The sequence below is a fragment of the Staphylococcus sp. GDX8P54P genome, from assembly GCF_017893165.1.
Classification (GTDB): Bacteria; Bacillota; Bacilli; order Staphylococcales; family Staphylococcaceae; genus Staphylococcus; species Staphylococcus borealis.
This window is the reverse complement of the sequence record NZ_JAESMM010000025.1, coordinates 33,031-55,884: the sequence shown is the minus strand read 5'-3', so window position 1 is coordinate 55,884 and position 22,854 is coordinate 33,031. Positions and strand designations below refer to the sequence as shown.

General features: G+C 34.6%; 27 protein-coding genes and 1 pseudogene. 12 read left to right on the top strand and 16 right to left on the bottom strand.

The features are described from left to right. Nucleotides 1-13 precede the first annotated feature (13 nt). Nucleotides 14-187, bottom strand: coding sequence for a hypothetical protein (locus KA909_RS09565; protein WP_210130133.1), 174 nt, complete (start codon nucleotides 185-187; stop codon nucleotides 14-16). Then, nucleotides 160-285, bottom strand: coding sequence for a hypothetical protein (locus tag KA909_RS13675; protein ID WP_281059140.1), 126 nt, complete (start codon nucleotides 283-285; stop codon nucleotides 160-162). The genes KA909_RS09565 and KA909_RS13675 overlap by 28 nt, the downstream gene beginning before the upstream one ends. Before the next feature lie 53 nt (nucleotides 286-338). Between KA909_RS13675 and KA909_RS09560 the strand changes: the two genes are divergently transcribed. Further along, nucleotides 339-542, top strand: coding sequence for a hypothetical protein (locus KA909_RS09560; protein ID WP_049394957.1), 204 nt, complete (start codon nucleotides 339-341; stop codon nucleotides 540-542). A gap of 144 nt (nucleotides 543-686) precedes the next feature. On the opposite strand, the gene KA909_RS09555 is transcribed toward KA909_RS09560, so the two are convergent. The 3 genes from KA909_RS09555 to KA909_RS09545 are packed head-to-tail and all read right to left on the bottom strand — an operon-like array spanning nucleotide 687 to nucleotide 2,394. Continuing rightward, nucleotides 687-1,226, bottom strand: a complete 540-nt coding sequence (locus KA909_RS09555) for an ORF6C domain-containing protein (protein WP_053042362.1) — start codon at nucleotides 1,224-1,226, stop codon at nucleotides 687-689. Beyond that, nucleotides 1,219-2,145 (bottom strand): DUF3102 domain-containing protein, encoded by a 927-nt coding sequence (locus tag KA909_RS09550; protein ID WP_210130132.1) that lies wholly within the window; start codon nucleotides 2,143-2,145, stop codon nucleotides 1,219-1,221. Before KA909_RS09550 ends, KA909_RS09555 begins: the two co-directional genes overlap by 8 nt. Before the next feature lie 39 nt (nucleotides 2,146-2,184). Then, nucleotides 2,185-2,394: a helix-turn-helix transcriptional regulator gene (locus KA909_RS09545; RefSeq protein WP_119527341.1), complete on the bottom strand. Its 210-nt coding sequence runs from the start codon at nucleotides 2,392-2,394 to the stop codon at nucleotides 2,185-2,187. 163 nt (nucleotides 2,395-2,557) lie between these two features. Between KA909_RS09545 and KA909_RS09540 the strand changes: the two genes are divergently transcribed. From KA909_RS09540 to KA909_RS09515, 6 genes and pseudogenes are all read left to right on the top strand, one after another. Next, nucleotides 2,558-2,884 carry a helix-turn-helix domain-containing protein gene (locus tag KA909_RS09540; RefSeq protein ID WP_180525229.1) on the top strand — a complete coding sequence of 109 codons (327 nt, stop codon included), beginning with the start codon at nucleotides 2,558-2,560 and terminating at the stop codon, nucleotides 2,882-2,884. A 14-nt stretch (nucleotides 2,885-2,898) separates the two neighbouring features. Continuing rightward, nucleotides 2,899-3,363, top strand: a complete 465-nt coding sequence (locus KA909_RS09535) for an ImmA/IrrE family metallo-endopeptidase (protein ID WP_210130131.1) — start codon at nucleotides 2,899-2,901, stop codon at nucleotides 3,361-3,363. A gap of 13 nt (nucleotides 3,364-3,376) precedes the next feature. Continuing rightward, nucleotides 3,377-4,066, top strand: coding sequence for an Ltp family lipoprotein (locus KA909_RS09530; RefSeq protein ID WP_204193080.1), 690 nt, complete (start codon nucleotides 3,377-3,379; stop codon nucleotides 4,064-4,066). A gap of 55 nt (nucleotides 4,067-4,121) precedes the next feature. Next, complete coding sequence (locus KA909_RS09525) at nucleotides 4,122-5,507, top strand: recombinase family protein (protein ID WP_210130130.1); 1,386 nt, start codon at nucleotides 4,122-4,124, stop codon at nucleotides 5,505-5,507. Nucleotides 5,508-5,535: 28 nt separating this feature from the next. After that, a pseudogene (gene merA / locus KA909_RS09520) lies at nucleotides 5,536-6,726 on the top strand (hypothiocyanous acid reductase MerA); the annotation flags it as partial. Nucleotides 6,727-6,959: 233 nt separating this feature from the next. After that, the gene (locus KA909_RS09515; protein WP_053031400.1) at nucleotides 6,960-7,163 is read left to right on the top strand and encodes a cold-shock protein; all 204 of its coding nucleotides are present in this window, start codon (nucleotides 6,960-6,962) and stop codon (nucleotides 7,161-7,163) included. A gap of 220 nt (nucleotides 7,164-7,383) precedes the next feature. On the opposite strand, the gene KA909_RS09510 is transcribed toward KA909_RS09515, so the two are convergent. From KA909_RS09510 to pta, 6 genes are all read right to left on the bottom strand, one after another. Beyond that, nucleotides 7,384-7,725, bottom strand: coding sequence for a YuzB family protein (locus KA909_RS09510; protein WP_070854315.1), 342 nt, complete (start codon nucleotides 7,723-7,725; stop codon nucleotides 7,384-7,386). Between the two features lie 209 nt (nucleotides 7,726-7,934). Continuing rightward, nucleotides 7,935-9,011, bottom strand: coding sequence for a phosphomevalonate kinase (locus tag KA909_RS09505; protein WP_210130129.1), 1,077 nt, complete (start codon nucleotides 9,009-9,011; stop codon nucleotides 7,935-7,937). 12 nt (nucleotides 9,012-9,023) lie between these two features. Further along, the gene (gene mvaD, locus KA909_RS09500) at nucleotides 9,024-10,007 is read right to left on the bottom strand and encodes a diphosphomevalonate decarboxylase (RefSeq protein WP_075109119.1); all 984 of its coding nucleotides are present in this window, start codon (nucleotides 10,005-10,007) and stop codon (nucleotides 9,024-9,026) included. A 4-nt stretch (nucleotides 10,008-10,011) separates the two neighbouring features. Further along, nucleotides 10,012-10,935 carry a mevalonate kinase gene (gene mvk / locus KA909_RS09495; protein WP_053031392.1) on the bottom strand — a complete coding sequence of 308 codons (924 nt, stop codon included), beginning with the start codon at nucleotides 10,933-10,935 and terminating at the stop codon, nucleotides 10,012-10,014. Nucleotides 10,936-11,503: 568 nt separating this feature from the next. Then, nucleotides 11,504-12,346: a lipoate--protein ligase family protein gene (locus KA909_RS09490; RefSeq protein WP_193839702.1), complete on the bottom strand. Its 843-nt coding sequence runs from the start codon at nucleotides 12,344-12,346 to the stop codon at nucleotides 11,504-11,506. Next, nucleotides 12,346-13,335: a phosphate acetyltransferase gene (gene pta / locus KA909_RS09485; RefSeq protein WP_053031388.1), complete on the bottom strand. Its 990-nt coding sequence runs from the start codon at nucleotides 13,333-13,335 to the stop codon at nucleotides 12,346-12,348. The genes KA909_RS09490 and pta overlap by 1 nt, the downstream gene beginning before the upstream one ends. 174 nt (nucleotides 13,336-13,509) lie before the next feature. Here pta and hemQ point away from each other — a divergent pair, with 174 nt between their 5' ends. The 3 genes from hemQ to KA909_RS09470 all read left to right on the top strand — a co-directional run bounded on the left by hemQ (nucleotide 13,510) and on the right by KA909_RS09470 (nucleotide 16,365). Beyond that, nucleotides 13,510-14,259 (top strand): hydrogen peroxide-dependent heme synthase, encoded by a 750-nt coding sequence (hemQ, locus tag KA909_RS09480; RefSeq protein ID WP_210130128.1) that lies wholly within the window; start codon nucleotides 13,510-13,512, stop codon nucleotides 14,257-14,259. A gap of 873 nt (nucleotides 14,260-15,132) precedes the next feature. After that, the gene (locus KA909_RS09475; protein WP_053031384.1) at nucleotides 15,133-15,900 is read left to right on the top strand and encodes a threonine/serine exporter family protein; all 768 of its coding nucleotides are present in this window, start codon (nucleotides 15,133-15,135) and stop codon (nucleotides 15,898-15,900) included. Between the two features lie 12 nt (nucleotides 15,901-15,912). Then, nucleotides 15,913-16,365, top strand: coding sequence for a threonine/serine exporter family protein (locus KA909_RS09470; protein WP_053031382.1), 453 nt, complete (start codon nucleotides 15,913-15,915; stop codon nucleotides 16,363-16,365). Between the two features lie 202 nt (nucleotides 16,366-16,567). On the opposite strand, the gene KA909_RS09465 is transcribed toward KA909_RS09470, so the two are convergent. From KA909_RS09465 to KA909_RS09450, 4 genes are all read right to left on the bottom strand, one after another. Further along, nucleotides 16,568-18,049, bottom strand: a complete 1,482-nt coding sequence (locus KA909_RS09465) for an APC family permease (RefSeq protein ID WP_053031380.1) — start codon at nucleotides 18,047-18,049, stop codon at nucleotides 16,568-16,570. Between the two features lie 126 nt (nucleotides 18,050-18,175). Continuing rightward, entirely contained in the window at nucleotides 18,176-18,544 is a 369-nt protein-coding gene (locus tag KA909_RS09460) for a DUF423 domain-containing protein (RefSeq protein ID WP_161632370.1), read from the bottom strand. A 27-nt stretch (nucleotides 18,545-18,571) separates the two neighbouring features. Further along, the gene (locus tag KA909_RS09455; protein WP_193839704.1) at nucleotides 18,572-18,955 is read right to left on the bottom strand and encodes a DUF5327 family protein; all 384 of its coding nucleotides are present in this window, start codon (nucleotides 18,953-18,955) and stop codon (nucleotides 18,572-18,574) included. After that, a complete protein-coding gene (locus tag KA909_RS09450; protein ID WP_210130127.1) occupies nucleotides 18,956-19,615 on the bottom strand; it encodes a uracil-DNA glycosylase in 660 nt (219 codons plus the stop codon). 139 nt (nucleotides 19,616-19,754) lie between these two features. Here KA909_RS09450 and thiD point away from each other — a divergent pair, with 139 nt between their 5' ends. Continuing rightward, nucleotides 19,755-20,585 carry a bifunctional hydroxymethylpyrimidine kinase/phosphomethylpyrimidine kinase gene (gene thiD / locus KA909_RS09445; protein ID WP_193839705.1) on the top strand — a complete coding sequence of 277 codons (831 nt, stop codon included), beginning with the start codon at nucleotides 19,755-19,757 and terminating at the stop codon, nucleotides 20,583-20,585. Between the two features lie 251 nt (nucleotides 20,586-20,836). Then, entirely contained in the window at nucleotides 20,837-21,007 is a 171-nt protein-coding gene (gene vraX, locus KA909_RS09440; protein ID WP_046309718.1) for a C1q-binding complement inhibitor VraX, read from the top strand. Between the two features lie 325 nt (nucleotides 21,008-21,332). On the opposite strand, the gene KA909_RS09435 is transcribed toward vraX, so the two are convergent. Continuing rightward, nucleotides 21,333-22,739, bottom strand: a complete 1,407-nt coding sequence (locus tag KA909_RS09435) for an MFS transporter (protein WP_070854321.1) — start codon at nucleotides 22,737-22,739, stop codon at nucleotides 21,333-21,335. Between the last annotated feature and the right edge of the window lie 115 nt (nucleotides 22,740-22,854).

Sequence of the window (22,854 nt, the reverse complement as noted above, 5' to 3'; positions counted from 1 at the left end):
GTTGCAGCGACTTTCAGTCTTTTTTTTGTGCGTAATATAGTTTGTCGAAAAACAGATACGTTAGCATTGATGCTAATAAAGCAATTGCTACCGCGTTTGTGATGAATACACTCATCATCATTGCTAAAAAGAATATTACGTTGAACGCCATCCCGCTGATTAAGATTGTTTTGTCTTTGATTGACATTCTTTTGTCTTCCTTTCTTCTAGATTTTTCATCGCCGGCTCTAAGTAGCCACGTTTGGCAAAGAATTGGAACATCATTGTTTGTATGTGTTTTGGCATTACGACCACTCCTTTCGTGTATAATTTAGTTATCAACCTAAGGAGGTGATAACATGGATAAAATTTCTAAAGATGAACTTTTAAAATTGTTCAATCAAAGAAATGAAGTTGCTTCTCAAAAATTTGAAGAGTTTCATGCAGAAAGAAAGAATAATGATCCAAATACTATTACAAATAATTTTTTTAAAGCATTCTCTCAATCAAACGATGAAATGATTATGCAAATTTTAGATAAGTTGAATTTAATCGAGAACTAGTCGAATTTTATCTGCATCGCAATTCATATTAACGTTTGTTTTCTTAGGTCTTGAGTAATTCTCAATCTTTACAACCTTCCACGTCACAACCGCCATTGTGATGAGGAGGGTTGTTTTGTATAAAAATTTCATGGTTACGCCTCCTTAACCTAGTCTTTTTAAAATTTCAAAGTCGCCATGTCTTTCAGCAACGTCGATTTGATGGTCAGTAAGTCTTAAAAAATGAGGTGGCATATTTACTAATTCTAGATTTCCTATAAATTCCATAGCTTTTTCGAAGTCGACATGTCTAATTGTTGTGTAAGTAATTGAATTGAAATGTCTATTAAGTGTCGAATAAATACCTTGAACAAAATGACAACGTTTTTTATGGTAAAGTTCTTTAGATACATCTTCTTTGAAAAATTGGTTGGTTAAATAATATGACCGCTCTCCTACTTTTGATTGAATATACTTCCCTTCACCACGACTTAATACGTTGTTTTTTTCATTTTCTTCCATACGTTTATTAAGTCTGTTTTCCGTATCAATCATTTTGCTTTCAAACTCATTCATTTTTTCATCTTGTTCTTTCATTTTTTTATCGTGCTCTTCCATTTTGATAAAAAGTTCTCTGCTAAATTCTGCTTGCTGCACTAATTGGTCTGCTTGTCGTCTACTGATATCGATTAAATTTTTAGACATCGATTACATCTCCTTTGTTAAGTTGTTGGTTTAATTTTTTTGATAAATCGAGTAAATCATCTGCTATCTTTTTAATAGGCTTAATCGCATATTCATTACTTAAAATATATTCATCATGAATGAAGTAAGTCATAGGTGCGATTTCTTTGATAAGTGCCTCACCTTTTTTAACAAGGTCGTACACTTCTTTTTGGGCCTTTAATCTACGTTGTCCGTCATCTAACTTTCTATTCATATCACCTAACGCTTTATTTAATTCATCATATTTCTGCGACTTCTCACTTATTTCATCTCTACGTCGCTCCATATCTTTGATGTCTTTTTCCAATTTTTCATTACGTTGTTCAATCAGTTTTTGTTGGTGTCTTGATTGAGCGAGCGCATTTTTAGTTTCTTGATAGTCCTCAGGCTCCATATACTTCTCAATAACTTCCGGCTCTCTACTCTCTGCATCTTCCAGTTGTTTCTTCGCAATTTCTTCTGAGCGTTGTGCTTGTTCTACTTGAGATTGAAGTTGGGCGTTTTGTTCGTCACGTTGTTTGAGTTGCTTCTTTAATTCACGTAATTCTCTTACTGTCATTTCATCGGGTGTTTTTGTTTCTCCTTTTGATGTTGTATGTTCTTTGTTCCGTTCTGGTTCGGGAAGAGTTGTAATAAGATATAAAGCATTTGAACCTAAATTGTGGTACGTATCAGAATTTGGTAATTCTGACGAAACTTTCATAAATCTGTTAGCAGTATTCCAATCTAAATTTAAATTTTCTAACCACTTGCCAAACTCACCATGTGCCAAGTCATTCTCTTTCACGTGTTTCAATCTTCGACCAATTTCAAAAATGGACTGACCAGCAATATTTTGGTAACTCTTGATTTCTGTTTCTATTGTGGTTAAGTCATTACTAAGTTGTAATTCGTTCAATTATTATCACCTCTATTATCACTTAAAGTGATATTGATATTAAATTTTTTTAGCCTTTATATAATCAACTTCAGTGTTGAATAATTTGGCTAAAGCATAAAGTTGTAACCCTTTTAATTCAGCGTCATCTTTTTCCCATCTTATTACAGATTGCTTAGTGACACCTAATTTATCAGCTACATCTTGTTGTGTCATTTTTGAATTAGTACGCCACACTTTTACTGGAAACTCTTTAAAATCCTCTGGCATTTCGTATCACCTCCTGTTGACACTTACAACTATACTATCACTTAAAGTAATATGTCAACACTTAAAGTGATATTTTTTTAGAAATAGTGATAATAAGTGTTGTAAAGTAATATCACTTATGGTAAATTAGTATTACATTAAGTAATACTAAAGGAGAAAAAACATGGAATACAAAAGCGCTAGAAAAATTTTATCGGAGAACTTAGAACAACTTATGAAAGAAAATAACATCACTCAAGTAGAATTATCTGAAGCAATCGGCGTAAGCCAGTCCACAATCTCTAACTGGCTAAAAGAAATTAAATATCCTAGAATTTCAAAAATACAAGAATTAGCCAATTACTTTAATGTACCTAAATCTAGAATCACAGAAGATAAAAGTTTACAACAAGATACAATGGCTGCTCATTTCGATAAAGACGGCCTAACAGAAGAAGAAATGAAAGAAGTTCAAGATTTTATTAAATTCATTAAAAGTAAAAGAAAATAAAAAGGGTGTATTGAATGGGGTTATTTGAAGAATTATGTATAAAAAACGACTGGATAGAAATAGAAGAAACTAATCGTTTACCTAAATTTCAACCCGGTTTTTATATAAATGGGAAAATTTATATCAATAGTAACCTATCCGAAACACGCAAAGCAGAGGTTCTCTTCGAAGAATTAGCGCATCATAAACTTACGTATGGGAATATCTTAGATCAATCTAAAGACATAAATCGAAAATTTGAAAACTACGCTAGGCGTCACGGGTTCGAAGCAGCACTTCCCCTACGTATTATTGTGGAGGCACATAACTATGGTGTAAGTAGCTTATATGAACTAGCTGATTATGTTCAATTAAGTGAAAAGTACATAGTAGAGATACTGGGACATTATAAACAAAAACATGGTTTAACTACTCGATATGGTAAATACGTTATTCAATTTGAACCATTGCGAGTTTTTGAATATAAAAATATTAATTAAGGGGGACATTTTTATGTCTGAAAAAAAGAAGTGGTATAAATCCACATGGTTTACTATTTTAACTCTAATCTTTATTTTCCCATTAGGATTGTTTCTAATGTGGAAATACATGGATTGGAAGCGTTGGGTTAAAATTTTAATTACTGTTTTAATTATTATAATAGCTATCACCAATTTTACAAGCCAACCCGAATCAAATAACGAATCTTCAAAGAAAGAAGTAACTACTGAAAAGAAAAGTTCTGAATCAAAAGAAGAATCTAATGATGAATTAGATACCGAAGAAGAGACTACTTCTGAAGAAAACGCATTTGAAGAATCTAATGATGAATTAGATTCTACTGATAAATCTACATATAAGGAAGAATCTACAGAAGAAGAAACTTCTAGTAAACCAACTAGAGAACAGAAAGCTGCATTAAACAAAGCTGAGACGTATTCTGAAATGATGCATATGTCTAAAAGTGGTATTTATGATCAATTAACTTCAGATTATGGTGAAAAATTCCCTGCTGATGCAGCTCAATACGCTGTGGATAATCTAAAAGTTGATTATAAAAAGAACGCACTAGAAAAGGCTAAGGATTATGCAGAACAACAAGACATGTCTACTGATGCTATTTATGATCAATTAACTTCGGATTATGGTGAGAAATTTACCGCAGAAGAAGCTCAATATGCAGTGGATCATTTAGACGAATAATTTATGGGTAGCCCGCCTACCCTTATTATTTTTTTACTTTTTTTGAGGTGATTTAATGAACGTAGCAATATATTGCCGTGTCAGTACACTAGAACAAAAAGAACACGGCTATTCTATTGAGGAGCAAGAACGTAAATTACGTTCGTATTGTGATATCAACGATTGGAACGTTAAAGATGTGTATGTAGACGCTGGTTTCTCTGGTGCTAAACGTGACCGACCGGAATTAAAGCGATTGTTAAATGATATTAAACACTTTGATTTAATCTTAGTTTATAAACTGGATAGACTTACACGTTCAGTTAGAGATTTACTCGACTTGCTAGAAGTATTCGAGAATAATGATGTTGCATTTAGGAGTGCAACCGAAGTATACGATACCACAACTGCAATGGGACGACTGTTTGTCACATTAGTAGGTGCGATGGCTGAATGGGAACGTGAGACAATTAGAGAACGTACACAAATGGGTAAACTTGCAGCACTTAAAAAAGGTATCATGCTCACTACTCCACCGTTTTATTATGATCGTGTAGATAATAAATTTGTACCTAACGAGTATAAAAAAGTAGTGCTATTTGCTTATGAGGAGGCGTTAAAAGGTAAGAGTGCTAAATCAATAGCACGTAAGTTGAATAATTCAGATATCCCGCCACCAAACAACAGAAAGTGGGAAGATAGGTCAATCACACGAGCATTGAGAAGTCCGTTTACACGCGGTCATTTTGAGTGGGGCGGAGTTTATTTAGAGAATAACCACGAGCCTATTATTACTGAAGAAATGTACAATAAAATTAAAGATAGACTGAATGAACGTGTGAATACAAAAGTGGTTGCTCACACATCTGTGTTTAGAGGTAAACTCACATGCCCAACATGTGGCGCTAAATTAACGATGAATACCAATCGAAAGAAAACACAAAATGGCTATACAACGCATAAAAATTATTACTGTAATAATTGTAAAATAATGCCTAACTTAAAACCAGTTTATATAAAAGAACGGGAGGTATTACGAGTATTTTATGACTACTTACTCAATCTAAATTTAGAGAAATATGAAATTGAAGAAAAACAAAGTGAGCCTGAAATAACTGTTGATATCCACAAAGTTATGGAACAACGCAAAAGGTATCATAAGTTATATGCGAACGGGTTAATGCAGGAAGATGAGCTGTTTGATTTAATTAAAGAAACTGACGAGGCTATTAAAGAATATGAAAGTCAAACTAAAAACAAAGTAGAAAAACAGTTTGATATTGAAGGTGTTAAAAAATATAAAAAATTACTTTTAGAAATGTGGAATGTATCCACGCTTGAGGATAAAGCCGAATTTGTACAAATGGCGATTAAGTCAATTGAATTCGACTATATTATAGATGACGGACCACCAACTAGCCGTAAGCATTCGTTGAAAATAAACCAAATAATTTTTTATTAATTTAGTACGGAAGTATGCACAATTGAGCAATCACGGCTGTATACCTTCTAAAGTTCTCGTGCATGATGGTATTGACGGTACAGATTTTGGTTCTGCCTTTTCAAGAAAAAAAGACGTAGTTCGCGCATTAAATAAGAAAAATTATGATAACTTAGCAAATGATGCAAATATTGATGTATTCACTTACAAAGCTCAATTTAAATCAAATACTGAAGTCAATCTTGTAAGCGAAGATGGTACTATTGCTCAGACATTAACAGCAGATAAGATTATTATTAATACTGGTGCGAAATCAAATATTCCTGCTATCAAAGGGATAGAGACCGCACAACATTTATATGATTCACGTGGATTATTAAATATTTCATATCAACCGAAACATTTAGTAATTATTGGCGGTGGCTATATCGCTTTAGAATTTGCTTCAATGTTTGCAAATTTTGGTACTAAAGTTACTGTTTTAGAATATGGTTCACAAATCATGCCACGAGAAGATCAAGACGTGGTTGCCTATGCACTTAAAGATTTAGAAGATAAAGGCATTTCGTTTATTACAAATGTAGAAACACAAGCATTTAAAAATGAGGGCAATCACACAACAGTTGTAACTACTCAAGGTAATTTCTCAGCTGATGCCGTACTGTTAGCGACAGGACGTGTACCTAACACTGACTTAGCACTTGAACACACTGATATTGAACTTGGCGAACGTGGTGAAATTAAAGTGAACGCGCATTTACAGACATCAGTTGCCCACATTTATGCAGCAGGAGATGTCAAAGGTGGACTACAATTTACGTATATCTCGCTAGATGATTTTCGAATACTGCAGTCTGAATTATTTGGAGATCGTTCGCGAACAACGGGGAACCGTGGTACAATCCCTTACTCTGTCTTTATTGACCCACCATTATCTCGAGTTGGTTTAACGGCTAAAGAAGCACAGTCTCAAGGCTATAATTATATAGAAAATACATTACTTGTCTCTCAAATTCCAAGACATAAGATTAATAATGATGCGCGTGGAATTTTCAAAGTAGTTATAAACAAAGATAACGATATGATTTTAGGTGCTACCCTTTACGGTAAAGAATCTGAAGAAATTATCAACTTAATTAAATTAGCTATCGATCAGCATATTCCTTATCAAACATTGAGAGATACGATTTATACGCACCCAACTATCGTCGAATCATTTAATGATTTATTTAATATTTAAAATATTTTTTATGTGCCAAAACGTTGTCATATTAGTGCATGGAGAGATATAATTTCAACTTATCAATATTTTTAAAAATAAAAAGCTTTACTTATTAATGAATAACAGTTATAGTTAATCTAACGTAATAAAAGCTCGTGAATTTAAATGTAGTGTGTTTGTCTAGAATACTCTCTTTTTTATAAATGAATTTGTTACAAATATTCGTGCAAAAGCACATGGAGGTATTCTATATGAATAACGGTACAGTAAAATGGTTTAACGCAGAAAAAGGTTTTGGTTTCATCGAAAGAGAAGATGGTAACGACGTATTCGTACACTTCAGCGGTATCGCTGGTGAAGGTTACAAAACTTTAGAAGAAGGTCAAAAAGTTGACTTCGATATTACTGAAGGTCAGCGTGGCGAACAAGCAACTAACGTTGTTGTAATGTCATAGGATTAAACCTAATTAAGCGTCCGGGACAAAAATAATATANNGCTGACTGAACTGAGCAATCGCTTAATTCAAGCTTTTCTCAGTTCTAGTCACCCTTGCGGGGGTGGGACAACGAATTTAAAAAGAATTCTGTCCCACTCCCGCTTTTTTTAACATTAAAAAAGCTACGACAATATTCAGATTAGAATACATTCATAGCTTAATTTATACTAACATTTAATTATTTATTCGCTTTACGTTTAGCTAATTTTTCTTTTAGCTTGCGGTCTTGTTCTTCTTTACGACGTTTACGTTCTTCATTACGTTTTCTTAGACGCTCTTCTTCTTCCGGATCTCTTGGTTTTTTAAGCTGGGCTGTGACTTTTTCTAATAGTTCGTCTTCAGTAAGCGCAGCAAGTGGACGATTATTGACAAAAGCAAACGTTTTTCGACGTCCAGGACCACAATAAGATTGGCAACCAATTTCAATTTCTGCTTCTGGATCTAACTTCTCTAGTTTTCTCTTCAACGTTTTAATATTAACCGCCTGACATTCATCACAAATTAAGAATTTATTTTTCACCTTGCCACCTACCTTTCTATATTGTCATTGCTATATAAATTTTTTAAAAAGTTTTACATACGCATCAATAAATTTAACTCTAATTATTTTACTCCTTTTACTAAAAAATTCAAGCAAATCATTAAAAGTCATGCGCACTTTCATTAAAAAAGAGCAAGACATTGATTCAACATTTGAATTTAGTCCCACTCGTTTACGTGCGAATATGATTATTGTCCATGATAAATTCTAAATTTCAACGGTTTAATACCGTGAGATGCCCATTCATCATAAATACGATTTTTATCGATACGATTATCGATAATTGCGATACCACAGTCACCACCGCCAGCTCCTGATGTCTTAGCAGCAGCGCCATAACGTTCTCCAATATCACATAATAATTTTAAATTTTCAGTTTCGATATCAACCGTCGCCTCATTATCCATTTGTTGAATAATCATGCGATTTTGTCGTATCATCTTTTGAACACCTTTAATGTTATTCGTTTTAAAGGCATAAATTAAGTTTTCAACACACGCATGCGATTGATCAAGGAATCTTCCGTAGAAAGAAGGGTCTGATTTCAAGCGTTTGACTTCACTAACTAAATATGGTGATGATGCAGGTGAACCTGTCCACCCGATTAACACTTCCATATTTTCTGGTGCCTGTAGTGGTTCAATATGAAGTCCCGGCCAATTCTTTTCTAGTACTTCATTAACTGAAGTTTCTTCCATCTGTTGTTTAACCCAATCATGGTCAAACGTACTATAAGCTAGCCATCCACTATACACGCTGACAGCTATATCACCACATGAACTTAAACTTTGTAGTCGCATGTTAGAAATGACCGCCAATTTATAAATATATAAATTAGACAATTGCATATCGTAAAACTCATTTAAAGCCTTAACAACAGATACTAAGACAGCTGCACTCGAACCAAGCCCATACTTATTACCTGAAGCATCATCTAAGTTACTGTCAATTTCTAAATGAAAGTGCTTTAATTCAATATTGCAACTTCTTGCATATTGTTCAAAAACTTCAATCGCAGTTACAACATATTTCAATTGACTCGCAGCATTGGCATCAGAGATATCTATTTTATCTTCATTGCGATTAAACGTTACAGGCTCATAATGTAGTGTCTTTGAGTGAATCGTACCTGTTACCTCATTTGAAGCTTCAATCGTAGCAGTCACAAATCGATCGACCGCAATTAAGACAGACTTATATCCCGGCTCAGTCACTGCATATTCGCCTGCTACATAAAGCTTTCCTGGTGCTTTCACCTGAATCATTATATCTCTTCCTTACTTAATTATTTCGACTCCTGATTGTGTAATATCACTTGTGATGATTTTTGATTGATCAAATGCTTGTAAAAATTTATCTACGATGGCTTGTTGATTTTTCTTCTCGATCAACACTTTGACATTAGGTCCCGCGTCCATTGTAAAGTAACATGGTAAACCCGCTTCCCTACATTCCTGAACGATGCGCATTGCATCGTAACTTTCTTGTACTAAATATGTAAATGGCGGTTGTGCACCTAAATTTGTAGCGTGCATACGTAAACCATTGGCTTCTATCACTTCACCCATACGCTTGAAATCTTTTTGACTAATTGCCGCTTTTGTCTCTTTCAAATCTGGTTCAACATGATCTAACCAATATTGATAAAAGCGAGACGTATCACGTGTCAATGACATGCCCGAGCGACTAGATACTTTTTTAGATTTATTATTAATGACTACAAAAATCATAGCCAATTCGTTTTCCCAATTGTCGGATTCAACACGGTGTGCATAAGACGTTTCATCATCATGCCCTTTTTCCCATTCAGCAAATCCGCCATAAATACTTCGCGATGCTGAACCAGAACCACGACGCGCTAAACGTGAAAGGTCTTTATCAGACAAACCTAATTGTAGAGCTTCATTACACGCACCAGCTAATGCAGCATACGCACTCGCTGAAGACGCTAATCCTGCAGCTGTCGGAACAAAATTCTCACTTTCAATAAGTGCATGTTCTGAAATACCTGCTTCTTTACGAACCATGTCCATATAACGTTGAATCTTAGCGCTTTCTTTAGCGTTTACAGTTTCCCCGTTTAGGATTAACTGATCTTCAGTCAATGTGTCGTCAAATGTAACACGCGTTTCAGTGTAGAAACGGTCTAGTGTAACTGACAAACTATTATTCATTGGAATAATTAATGCTTCATCTGCTTTACCCCAATATTTAATCAGTGCAATATTCGTATGTGCGCGTGCTTTACCACTCTTTTTCAATGGTTTATCCTCCTAACTTCTCAATCCATGTATGTTGTGCACCAGCTTTTTCAACGGCAGCGACAATACGCTTAGCTGTTTGCAATTCTTTAGCTAAGATAAGCATACTGCCACCTCGACCGCCACCTGTTAACTTGCCAGCGACCGATCCATTTTCTTCTCCTAAACGAAGAAACATTTCAATTTTATCGTGACTTACTGTTAATGTTCTTAAGTCATCTTGACATTGATTAAAGATTGTTGCTAATTGATCAAAACTATGATGCTCAATGGCTTCACTTGCTGAATACACTAAAGATCCAATATGTTCAACAATTTGCATGTAATTTTTGTCGTTATCACATAATTGATGGACATCTTCAACTGCTTGCTTAGTTGAACCTTTGACACCTGTATCGATAACAACCATATAGCCATCTAAATCTAATGTCTTTAATATTTCAACTTCACCTTTTTGATACCAAACAGGTTGATTTGTCACAATCGTCTTTGTGTCTATACCGCTTGGTTTACCGTGTGCAATACGTTCTGCCCAGTCTGCATTTTCTAATAATTCTTTATCCGTTAATGGTAAGCCTAAATAATCATAGCTTGCTCTTATGAAAGCTACAGCAACTGCTGCACTTGAACCTAACCCTCTAGATGGGGGTAAATTAGCTTGAATTTTAATTAATAACGGCTCTTCTACCTTTTTATTTTCAACGAAATGCCCTATTAACGATTTCAAATGTTCTGGCGCATCATAAAGTGGTCCATCATAGACATCACTTTGAATTGCTGAGTAATTCCCTTTTTCTAAACTTTCAATTAAGACTTTTACTTTTCCTGAAGTGAACGGAATCGCAATTGCAGGTTCACCGAATGTGACTGCATGCTCCCCGATTAATATTATTTTGCCGTTAGACTCCCCATAGCCACGTTGTACCATGATATCTCACCTTTAATATTCTTTCTGAAAAATTATTTTCGAGATCAGTGGACATACGTATCATGCATATATCCTTAATCTGCCAACTCTATGTATGCTTAAGTAACTTGGTGTTTGATTTATCGATTTTTATCGATGTATATATACGTAAATTTATCTTTAATGACATTTGTCTTCGTCTAAATTCATTTTTGCGTTTGTTGCAAACTGATTAAAAATAGACTCAAATTATTTACTTTAAAACTTAAAAATAATTATACCCTAAAATTTAAAATCTCTAACATACTGCTATGTCAATGGTTTACGATTGCTAGATCCATTCCGCGGTTTGAACCCACTCTCTGCGCATGATGATGACACGCAATATACATTGTTTTTATATTAATCCACCTAAACTATATTACTATAAAAAGTAATAGGAATATAGCAATTTATAATAAATTTGATATATAATTCCACTAAACTTTACATTTATTCAAATGAAAAGGAGACTTTCTAAACTATATAAAAGTAATAGAAAGTCTCCTTTAACTGTATCAAATTTTTTATTTTAAAAGTTGTTTCACGCTTAATTTTCTTCTATTGAACGATTCATCTTCTCATTACGATCTATCATTCTGTCGAAATAACCTTCATAACGTGACCATTCATCTTCTGTGATGGGATCCATATTCAGATTACCACCTAAATCTTTAATCGCATGCAATAGTTGAAACATCACATCTTGCACTTTAATGTCTCGTCCAAGGAGTGTTTCAAGTGATGCCATACATTCAGGTTGAATATCTGGATATTTAAATTTAGTTACTTCACCTTTTAGCGCATGTTCATAAAAGACTCGCATCATTTCTGCACGTTCTGAACCTGAACCTTCAACGCAAAGGTATATTTGAACTGCAATACCACCTCGAACACGTCGTTGTGAAATACCGGCAAACTTTTTACCGTCTATGCTTAAGTCGAATTTACCTGGGCAGTATGAATGCTCAATTTCACGTGTATCAATCTCTACATTTTCATTTTCGAACATTTTACAAATCAATAAGTACATCACTGTAAATGCTTCATCAATGGTCGTTTCAGTTTGACCTTTGAAAATAAGAGAAATATTTAACACACCCTGATCTAACACAACGCCAAGGCCACCTGAGTTTCTCACAATGGCATTATAACCAATGTCATCCGTTAAATATCGAATACCATCTTTAAGAAATGGCAAGCGAGAATCATGGATACCAAGAATAACTGTATGTTGGTGGATCCACGTTCTAACCACGTTGCATGATAAATCTTTACCTACACTTTCTGAAAACGTATCGTCAAAAGCAAATGATTGCATTGGCGCTAAACCAGATGAATGATCTACATAGCGCCAATCAATATCATTAAAGTACTTGCTTGCTAAATCCATTATTGTAATGTTTGAGCAGCTGTAATGATTGATAATTTATAAACGTCTTCAGTTGAGCAACCGCGTGATAAGTCGTTAACAGGTGAGTTTAAACCTTGTAATACAGGACCAACTGCGTCAAATCCACCTAAACGTTGCGCAATTTTGTATCCAATGTTACCAGCTTCTAAGCTTGGGAATACAAAGACATTTGCATTACCTTGGATTTTAGCACCTGGTGCTTTTTTCTCTGCTACTGAAGGTACAATGGCAGCATCAAATTGGAATTCACCATCAATGACAACATCTGTTAAGCCTTCAGATTCTACTTTTTCTTGAGCTAATTTAACTGCATTTGCAACTTTATCAACATCGTCAGATTTAGCTGAACCTTTAGTTGAGAAACTTAACATCGCAACACGTGGGTCCATGCCGAAACTTTTAGCTGATTTCGCACTTTCAACAGCGATTTCTGCTAAATCAGATGATTCTAATGTTGGATTGATTGCACAGTCACCAAATACATATTGTTGGTCATCTTTAATCATAAAGAAGATACCAGAAGTTTTAGATACACCTGGTTTTGTTTTAATGATTTGTAATGCAGGGCGAACAGTATCTCCAGTTGAATGCGCAGCACCACTTACTAATCCGTCAGCATGACCAGCATAAACTAACATTGTACCGAAATAGTTAACGTTATTTAATAATTCTTCAGCTTGTTCTTCAGTCGCTTTACCTTTACGGCGTTCAACGAATGATTTAACTAATTCTGGTTTGAGTTCACTTGTAGATGGATTGATAATTTCGATATCTGAAACATCTAATCCTTTGTCTTTAGCTAATAAATTAATTTTGTCATAGTCACCTAAAACGACAGGTGTTACATAGTCAGTTGCTTGTAATTGTGTAGCAGCTGTTAACACACGCTCATCTTCACCCTCAGGTAATACGATTTTGACATTTTTTCCTGAAAGTTTCTCTTGTAATACATCTAATAAACTAGACATAATGCCCTCCTAAATAATTTCATAATAATATTTTGCAACCTAATTATACTGTATTTGTATTGATATTTCCATTTCACTAATTTGTAATCATTTAAGTATGTTTACTAATTCTCTTTATGATAAAATTTAGTCTGTATTAAACAATAATAATCAATTTTCGAAGGAGCGATACACATGAGTGAAGCAGCTGAAACTTTAGATGGTTGGTACAGTCTTCATTTATTCTATGCTGTTGATTGGGCAACATTCAGACTAGTGCCTGAGGACGAACGTGAAGCAATGATTGATGAATTCAAGACATTCATTAACGATAAAGCTAGCGCCAGAGAACAACAAGCCGGTGACTATGCACTATATAATATTGCTGGTCAAAAAGCCGACATATTATTATGGTATTTACGTCCGGAAATGAAAGAATTAAATGAGATTGAGAATGAATTCAATAAACTTCGTATTGCTGATTTCTTAATTCAAACTTACTCATACGTATCAGTTATTGAATTAGGTAATTATCTAGCAGGTAAATCGGATGAAGATCCATATCAAAATCCACATATTAGAGCAAGATTATATCCTGAATTACCTAGAACAGAATATATTTGTTTTTACCCAATGGATAAACGTCGTAACGAAACTTACAACTGGTATATGTTACCAATGGAAGAACGTAAAAAATTAATGTATAACCATGGTATGATTGGTCGACAATATGCAGGTAAAATCAAACAATTTATCACTGGATCAGTTGGTTTCGATGACTTTGAATGGGGTGTAACGCTATTCTCAGACGATGTACTACAATTCAAGAAGATTGTATATGAAATGCGTTTTGACGAAACAACCGCTAGATATGGTGAATTTGGTGGGTTCTACATTGGTCATATCTTAACAACAGATGATTTCGAACACTTCTTCGCTATTTAATCTATTGTTAAGTCATTTTATTACTTGTTTATGTATAACTTGTTGAGGCTGAGACATAAATAATATAATGTAGCTATTTTGCAAATTCGCAGTAGCTGACTGAACTGAGAAGGCGCTTAAATCATGCTTTTCTCAGTTCTAGTCATCCTTGCGGGAGTGGGACGACGAATTCAAATGAATTCTGTCCCGCTCCCAACTTCTTATTTATTAAAGATAGAACTCCGTTTTAAATACTCCCATTAACATTATGATATCGAACTGAAATATTCACTATGATTCGTCTAATCATAGTTTAATCGACGACCATTTAGGGAAATACTATAGTCTAGTAAAGTCGTGCACAAGTCCACAATAAAAACAACCTGAGACACATGCGATGTCTCAGGCTATTATAGTGTAGTATGCGTTTTGGGAGAACTTAATTACTACTCTGAACATTAACAATCATGGTCATATTGTCGCTACCCAATATGACTCATAAATTGCTAACTAATTATTATTTAACCAAATTGTAATATTTTGAAACATTATAGAATGAGTTTCTATATCGTTTTCAGTTTAAAAATATTGCAACTTTATACTATTTTGATTAATATACACGCTTTGATTTATCTCGACTACTTTAATGGTATACTGTCTTCATTGTGCAGAATGGCATATGCGTTGTAGTCATTGAATGCCAACTTACTTTTTAGTAAATCTCCTAACGACATACATTCAATAATGCCTTCACGCATGTTTATAACAACTTACTATAAACGTATGACTTTAAATGAATTAGTAGTTTTAATATGACAACATAAGTTTAAATAGCTTTAATATCTCAGATTGATTGACTATAATTATGAATACATCTTAACGAATGGTGATGAAATGGATAATACACAAATACATGAAAATGCAGATGAAAAATTAATCAAAGACGTCGTCATGATGGCTGGACGTATATTATTAGAATCGGGTGCAGAAGGAACACGTGTTGAAGATACGATGACTCGTATTGCGCGTAAACTTGGCTATTCTGAAAGTAATAGCTTTGTCACTAATACTGTCATTCAATTTACATTACACAACGAATCTTATCCTCGAATTTTTAGAATTAACTCACGTGATACCAATCTCATTAAAATTTCACAAACAAACGAAATTTCACGTTTAATAACTAAAGGTGCTATTACACTTGAAGAAGCTAAACTAAAGCTTGAAAATATATATGTTGCTAAACGAGATAGTAGCTTATTATTTAAAGGGATTGCTGCGGCTATTATCGCGATTAGTTTCTTGTACTTACAAGATGGTAAACTGATCGATGTTATCACAGCACTATTAGCCGGTGGCTTAGGCTATCTTGTCGTTGAAATTTTAGATAGACGCTTACATGCGCAATTCATTCCAGAATTTCTAGGATCGCTTGTTATCGGTATTATATCGGTACTGGGACATCACTTATTACCTACCGGAGACCTCGCAACCATAATTATCGCCTCTGTTATGCCAATCGTTCCCGGGGTGCTTATAACCAATGCCATACAAGACTTATTTGGTGGCCATATGCTTATGTTTACAACGAAATCCTTAGAAGCACTTGTCACCGCTTTTGGTATTGGCGCTGGCGTTGGCTCAGTATTAATTTTAGTTTAGGAGTGGGAATGAATGTTTTGGATATTAAACTTAATTTTTAGTTATACCGCTTCACTATTTTTCTGTGTGATCTTCGACGCACCTAGAAAGCTCTATCTTTCATGTGGGTTTGTAGGTGCCTGTGGTTGGATGGTTTACATTCTCTTCTTTCAAGGGTTAAATGTACATACCATTTATTCAAGTTTCTTTGGTAGTTTAGCACTAGGTTTAATTAGTCATTATATGGCTCGTACAAAGAGAGAGCCGGCAATTATCTTCATGGTACCTGGCATCATTCCACTTGTTCCAGGTGGCCTTGCATTTGATGCAACTAAAAACTTGGTGCTATTAGACTTTAGTAAAGCGATTAATACAATGCTTGAAGTCACACTGATTGCAGGTGCCATTGCACTTGGCTTATTATTTGCAGACCAAATTTCTAAAATTATATTATCTGGATTTGCAAGAACACGAAAAAGAATTTAACGTCTTTGATTATATTTATGATATTAGAAGGGAGTGGGACAGAATTCTTTTAAATTCGTCGTCCCACCCCCGCAAGGATGACTAGAACTGAGAAAAGCTTGATTAAAGCGCCTTCTCAGTTCAGTCAGCTACTGCGAATTTGCAAACTAGCTTCATTATATTATTTATGTCCCGCGCTTTTTAAATTGAACGTTTTTTCACTCTATGATTTATAGGTATCGTCTACCATATCCTCAACTTCTTTTTCAGAACGATTTAAAATTAATCGACTTAATTCATCACTATCTATGTTCTTTAATTTAGGATAGCGAATCACAAAGAAAATCAATCCTATCACTAGCCATCCGCCTAACGCAATATAAGACGGCATTGACAGTGACGCCGGTGAACCAGGAACTAATAATAATAAAAGGAAGATAAACGATACAATCGAACCTAAAATGGCAAATGTCTTATAGACAGGCCCATACGTATTGCTTTCTTTATTAAAGCTAAATAACTTAGCAGCAGATAAACATGTAATAAAATAAGCAATCGATACACCTGTTGACGACATATCAACAATCCATGTTAATGCCGTACGACCTAACCAAGGCGCAATTAAAGTTACAGCTACTAAAAAGATAATCGCAATATAAGGCGTTTTATACTTAGAATGTAATTTACTAAACGCAGTTGGCATAATTCCAGAACGCCCCATCGAGAAGAGTAATCGACTGGCACTCATTAAGAAGCCATTTAAACCTGTAAAAATACCCATAATAATCGCTATAGCTAATACACCTAAACCAATGTAACCAAAGGCCGTTTGTGTTGCTGCACCTGTCACCCATAAATTACCATTTAAACTTGCACTATTCGTACTTAACCAACCTGTATATAAAATCATAACGACATAAGTTAATGACGCTGCAAGCAAACTATAAACAATTAATTTAAACGTCTTATTTGGTGAAAAGTTAAATTCCTCCGCAGTTTGGGGAATGTTGTCAAACCCAACATAAGCCCATGGCGCTACCGCCACAATCATAATAATAGATGTAAACCATCCAGTACTTGGATTGGCTAATGGTTGTAAATTATTAAAATCAAAATTATTACCAAAGAATGAGCCGAAGAACATCAGTAAAACAACGATGACCATAGCTACACAAAAGTAATATTGTAATGAACCAGATACACTTGCACCACGAATGGCTACAAACATAAACACAAGTAACAATACTGTTGCAATAATGATTTCAGTTATGTAAACATCCCATCCTGCAATCGTGTATAACCGCCCATTATTAAGCAAATCAGGAAGTAGAAATTTCACTAATAAACTAAACGCAGTCGCATTAAGTGCAACCACACATACATAGCCAAATGTTAGAAACCATGACGAGAAGAAACTAACATATCTTCCGAAACTTAAATAACTAAATGCAAAGGCGCCCCCTGAAACTGGAAATCGCTCTACTAAAGCGCCATAACTCACTGCAATAAGTATCATTAATAATGCACCAATAACGATACCGATAGATGCCGCAATTGGCCCAGATTGCTTAATCCAATCTCCAGGTAAAATGAAGGCACCCCAACCAATACATGAACCATAAGCAATCGCCCAGACAAATTTTTCAGAGAGGTTCTGTTTCAAATCGCCTCGATCTATATTCTGATTTTTATTATTTTTGCTCATAAAATAAACTCACCTCAAGTATGCTATATACCCCAAAGGTGAGTTATTCAATCTATAGTATTGATACAATATAAGTGTTTATCTACTTAAATTCAATCACATAAAGGCTTTAAATCATATTAAATCTTACCCTACAAATTTAAATGTAGAAATGATCAGCATAAGCCAACCTGCAATAAATAATACGCCACCAATAGGTGTAATCGCTCCTAAAATGCGGATTTGTGTTAAAGCTAGAATATATAATGAACCACTAAAGAACACGACACCTAGAAAGAGTAGCCAGCCTGCCCAATTCACATTAATAGATGTTGTACCGCTAATCACGCCAATAATGATTAATCCTAATCCATGGTACATTTGATAATTTACCGCTTTTTCCCAAACTGACATATATTTATCTGATAATTTACCTTCAAGTCCGTGCGCACCAAACGCCCCAGTACCAACTGACATCATCGTACATAACGCACCTAGTATTATAAACAATTTCATCATATCTCTTCATTCTCCTTATTCAGTTTAAAAATCAAATATGGATTCCCCATTACCGATTTCATCGTCCGTGATCATCGTATTAGACGGTAAGTGATTATTCTGTGTCGATTTCATGGTATTTGGAACTGTTCCACCCATCGCTTCGATTTCTGCAGCTGTCACTTTAGATTTATCTTGTGACGTTGATGTATTGGAACTTTGATTTACCTTTGAAAATGACGGCGTCACCGTATTGGTAAAATCTTGACTTTGCGTCTTAGAAGACACCGACTTACTGTCACCATTGGCATAGATCGACGTTAGTGTATGGATTGCATACATATGTTTCTCAAATTGTTGCGCATTCGTCGCCTCATCAGCTTGCACTAATTCCTGTTCAATCAACTGAATTACTTGTGCTTTATTCATTTAAACCTCCCCATTCTCACACCAATTTATAGGTGTTTTACCTTTACTTATTAAATAATCATTCGCCTTTGAATATGGTTTAGAACCAAAAAATCCGCGATACGCCGATAAAGGACTTGGATGTGGTGATTTAATAATATAATGTTTGGATGTATCAATTAATTTAATCTTCTGTTGTGCAGGTTTCCCCCATAATATGAACACAACATCCTCACGTTGTTTCGAAATCGCTTGAATGACTTCATCTGTAAATGTTTCCCATCCAATATCTTTATGAGAATGTGCTTCGCCTTGTCGTACCGTTAAAACGGTGTTGAGTAATAAGACGCCTTCGCGTGCCCAATCTTGTAAATGGGGTGATGTTCTGTGACATCCAATATCATCTTCTAATTCTTGGTACATATTTCTTAATGATGGTGGGAACTTAGCATTGGGTTGTACCGAGAACGCTAAACCATGCGCTTGATTTGGACCATGATAAGGATCTTGACCTAATATCACTACTTTTACATTTTCAAATGGTGTTAAATCAAAGGCTTGATAAATATTTTCTCTATCTGGGTAGACAATTTGCGTCGTATATTCTCTTTCTAAAAAATCATGCATCTCTGTAAAATCGTGTCGTTCCGTAATATCGTGAAATATTTCTGACCATTCCATCGCTTTCACCTCAAGCCATATTTTAACATAATGCGCACCTTATAAGTTATTGATTTCATCCATTACTTCAAGCTAGCACGTTGTCCGATAAACATGCTATGATTAGACATAGATTAGAAATTGTCGGGAGTGAATGTACATGGCTTTAAAAAAAGTATTAACAATTGCAGGTTCAGATACAAGTGCGGGCGCTGGTATGCAAGCTGACCTTAAAACATTTCAAGAATTAGACACATACGGCATGGTCGCTTTAACTGCTGTTGTAACGATGGATAAAGAAACTTGGTCACATGATGTGACACCTCTTCCAATGGATTTATTCGAAAAACAATTAGAAACAGTAATTTCAATTGGTCCAGATGCAGTTAAAACAGGCATGTTAGGTACACAAGAAATCATTAAACGTGCTGGTGAAGCATTTGAACAATCAGGTGCACAATATTTCGTAGTCGACCCTGTTATGGTATGTAAAGGGGAAGATGAAGTACTTAACCCAGGAAATACTGACGCAATGATCGAACATTTATTACCTAAAGCAACTGTTGTCACACCTAACTTATTTGAAGCTGGTCAACTTTCTGGTTTAGGTAAATTAACTTCTATTGAAGACATGAAAAAAGCAGCAGAAATCATCTTCAATCAAGGTGCACAACACGTTATTATTAAAGGTGGTAAAGCATTAGATCAAGATAAATCTTACGACTTATACTATGATGGCAACACATTCTATCAATTAACTACAGACATGTTCCAACAAAGCTATAACCACGGTGCAGGTTGTACGTTTGCAGCTGCTACAACAGCATACCTAGCAAATGGCAAATCACCTAAAGAAGCTGTGATTAGTGCGAAAGCATTTGTTGCTTCAGCAATTAAAAACGGTTGGAAAATGAACGACTTCGTAGGTCCTGTAGATCACGGCGCATATAACCGCGTTGAACACATCGATGTAGAGGTAACAGAAGTATAATAGTAAACACTTAATTTTTATTAACTCAAACTAACCTCCTCAATAAAGTCTTTTTTAAGATCATTTATTGAGGAGGTATTTTTATTAAAGTCATTCACATTAATTTAGGCTTATTATAAATTCTAGGTATTAAGTCGTAGAAAGTGATAGGCTATACGTTGTATCCAAAGTTGGTACCTTGGGCTCATGTTTTTATTTTAAAATTGCTTTACTATATTAAGTGTAGAGAGACAAAGGAGGAATTACACATCATGATTATCTACAAGCAAAATATAGAGAATGGTATCCCAATGTACGAAATCATTACGAAAACCTTCAAGACAATTACGGTAAAATTTGATGAAACGTTTAACAAGAATGAAATCTATAAATTGCTCTCTCTACTAGAAAATGACCTTGATAACATGAAACTAAGTTATTAAGTCATTTGTACAACACGAAGTACAGTAAAAGTGTTTTCCAAATTGAGAATTCAAACAGATGAATTATTCCCAAAATTGACTTAAAAGTTCTTATGCCCCCTAATACTATTGAGTAACTTTAAAAGTCATTAATCATTCCTAAACTCACCTTATTTAAATAGCGTCAATGTTAGACAAGGATTGTCCCCCCTTGGAAGCTTAGAGCGTATCTTTAAGCTTTACTAACATTGACGCTATATTTTTGGGCATGTGCTTTTCCGTTGCAATCTGAATAAATCATAAAACGCATTGATGCACGTTTGCATCAATGCGTTATGTGATTTTACTATGCGTTTTTATTTTTCTTAGTCTTAATCCACCATAATGCTTTTTTAGGATTTGATTCATAAAATTGTAAATCTTTTTTATTATCAACATTAGGATAAGATCCTTTAAGTGATTTACCGGCAGTGCTTACATGTAGAACTGCAATCACAATAAAGCCGATAATACTAATTGCTGTTAAATAATACGCTGGTGCGTAAATATTACCAGTTGATTCAACTAACCATGAGTTCACTAAAGGTGTCGTACCTCCGAATAATGAAACGGAAACGTTAAACGTTACCGCCAATGTTCGATATCTAATATGTGTATAGAACATTGTTGGTAATGAACCAGGCATTGTTGCTTCATATGTTGATAAGAAGAAACCTAAAATAAACACACCAAGGATAATAAATGGTAATGATTGCGTATTTAATAAACTAAACGCAACGATACTTAATAATGTCAGACCACCAGTACCAATTAAGAATACCTTCTTCTCACCAATTTTATCTGCTAATTTACCGAAGAATAAAGCTAATGGAATCATAATTGCCATAACACAAGTAATTAATACACTTGTTGTCGTTTGGTCAATCTTAACAATTTGTCCTAAGTATGTCGGTAAGTAGGCAGTCACTGTATAGTTAGTTACATTGAAGAAGACAACTGCTACGAAACATACTAAGATATCTTTAAAGTAATAACGAATAATTGTAAAGAATCCTATATCGTCACGTTCTGGTGCTTGTACATCATTTTCATAAATTGGAGATTCTTCTAACTTACGACGTAAATACAGTCCAAATAAACCAAGGAATAATCCTAAGATAAATGGAATTCTCCAACCCCAAGCTTCCATTTGTGCATCACTTAAGAAGAAGCTTAATAATGCAATCATAATAGAAGCAGCAATATAACCCGATAGTGTACCAATTTCAAGACCACTACCTAAACTATTACGTTTTTTATCTGGTGAAATTTCAGCAATGTAAGTCATCGCACCTGCATATTCCCCACCAGTAGAGAAACCTTGTAACACTCTAGCAAGTAGCAAGAGCGCTGGTGCCCATAAGCCTATCGCATCATAGTTTGGTAAAATACCAATCGTTAATGTTGATAAAGCCATTAAAATAATTGTTGTAGTTAATACAACTTTACGTCCATATTTGTCACCAATAATACCAAATACGATCCCGCCTATTGGTCGTAATAGGAACGCAATTGCTAATGCGGCAAATGTAAATATTTGTTGAATTTGTGGGTTCTGTACCGGTGAAAAGAAATTCGCACCGATATACGCTGTAGTGTACGCATAGACACCAAAGTCGAACCATTCCATGGCGTTACCAATACCTGTAGCAAACACTGTTTTCTTCGCTGTTTGCCCATCGACCATGTTAATTCTATCTTTTTTAAAATCCATGACCTGTAACACTCCTTTTGTTTATGTTACATAATTATACAGACCTAATGAATGTTGTCAAATTACTAAAAATTATATTAATTTCAAAAATACAATATTATTCATATTACAGAAT

Bases quoted from the DNA above. Each gene is read 5' to 3' on its own strand.
- KA909_RS09465 (WP_053031380.1), bottom strand. From the start codon at position 18,049: ATGAGCAAAAATAATAAAAATCAGAATATAGATCGAGGCGATTTGAAA.
- KA909_RS09545 (WP_119527341.1), bottom strand. From the start codon at position 2,394: ATGCCAGAGGATTTTAAAGAGTTTCCAGTAAAAGTGTGGCGTACTAAT.
- KA909_RS09565 (WP_210130133.1), bottom strand. From the start codon at position 187: ATGTCAATCAAAGACAAAACAATCTTAATCAGCGGGATGGCGTTCAAC.
- KA909_RS09540 (WP_180525229.1), top strand. From the start codon at position 2,558: ATGGAATACAAAAGCGCTAGAAAAATTTTATCGGAGAACTTAGAACAA.
- KA909_RS09450 (WP_210130127.1), bottom strand. From the start codon at position 19,615: ATGGAATGGTCAGAAATATTTCACGATATTACGGAACGACACGATTTT.
- KA909_RS09555 (WP_053042362.1), bottom strand. From the start codon at position 1,226: ATGTCTAAAAATTTAATCGATATCAGTAGACGACAAGCAGACCAATTA.
- KA909_RS09470 (WP_053031382.1), top strand. From the start codon at position 15,913: ATGTTTTGGATATTAAACTTAATTTTTAGTTATACCGCTTCACTATTT.
- KA909_RS09455 (WP_193839704.1), bottom strand. From the start codon at position 18,955: ATGAATAAAGCACAAGTAATTCAGTTGATTGAACAGGAATTAGTGCAA.
- KA909_RS09525 (WP_210130130.1), top strand. From the start codon at position 4,122: ATGAACGTAGCAATATATTGCCGTGTCAGTACACTAGAACAAAAAGAA.
- KA909_RS09490 (WP_193839702.1), bottom strand. From the start codon at position 12,346: ATGGATTTAGCAAGCAAGTACTTTAATGATATTGATTGGCGCTATGTA.
- KA909_RS09515 (WP_053031400.1), top strand. From the start codon at position 6,960: ATGAATAACGGTACAGTAAAATGGTTTAACGCAGAAAAAGGTTTTGGT.
- thiD (WP_193839705.1), top strand. From the start codon at position 19,755: ATGGCTTTAAAAAAAGTATTAACAATTGCAGGTTCAGATACAAGTGCG.
- mvk (WP_053031392.1), bottom strand. From the start codon at position 10,935: ATGGTACAACGTGGCTATGGGGAGTCTAACGGCAAAATAATATTAATC.
- KA909_RS09560 (WP_049394957.1), top strand. From the start codon at position 339: ATGGATAAAATTTCTAAAGATGAACTTTTAAAATTGTTCAATCAAAGA.
- KA909_RS09530 (WP_204193080.1), top strand. From the start codon at position 3,377: ATGTCTGAAAAAAAGAAGTGGTATAAATCCACATGGTTTACTATTTTA.
- hemQ (WP_210130128.1), top strand. From the start codon at position 13,510: ATGAGTGAAGCAGCTGAAACTTTAGATGGTTGGTACAGTCTTCATTTA.
- KA909_RS09460 (WP_161632370.1), bottom strand. From the start codon at position 18,544: ATGAAATTGTTTATAATACTAGGTGCGTTATGTACGATGATGTCAGTT.
- KA909_RS09435 (WP_070854321.1), bottom strand. From the start codon at position 22,739: ATGGATTTTAAAAAAGATAGAATTAACATGGTCGATGGGCAAACAGCG.
- KA909_RS13675 (WP_281059140.1), bottom strand. From the start codon at position 285: ATGCCAAAACACATACAAACAATGATGTTCCAATTCTTTGCCAAACGT.
- pta (WP_053031388.1), bottom strand. From the start codon at position 13,335: ATGTCTAGTTTATTAGATGTATTACAAGAGAAACTTTCAGGAAAAAAT.
- vraX (WP_046309718.1), top strand. From the start codon at position 20,837: ATGATTATCTACAAGCAAAATATAGAGAATGGTATCCCAATGTACGAA.
- KA909_RS09535 (WP_210130131.1), top strand. From the start codon at position 2,899: ATGGGGTTATTTGAAGAATTATGTATAAAAAACGACTGGATAGAAATA.
- KA909_RS09505 (WP_210130129.1), bottom strand. From the start codon at position 9,011: ATGATTCAGGTGAAAGCACCAGGAAAGCTTTATGTAGCAGGCGAATAT.
- KA909_RS09475 (WP_053031384.1), top strand. From the start codon at position 15,133: ATGGATAATACACAAATACATGAAAATGCAGATGAAAAATTAATCAAA.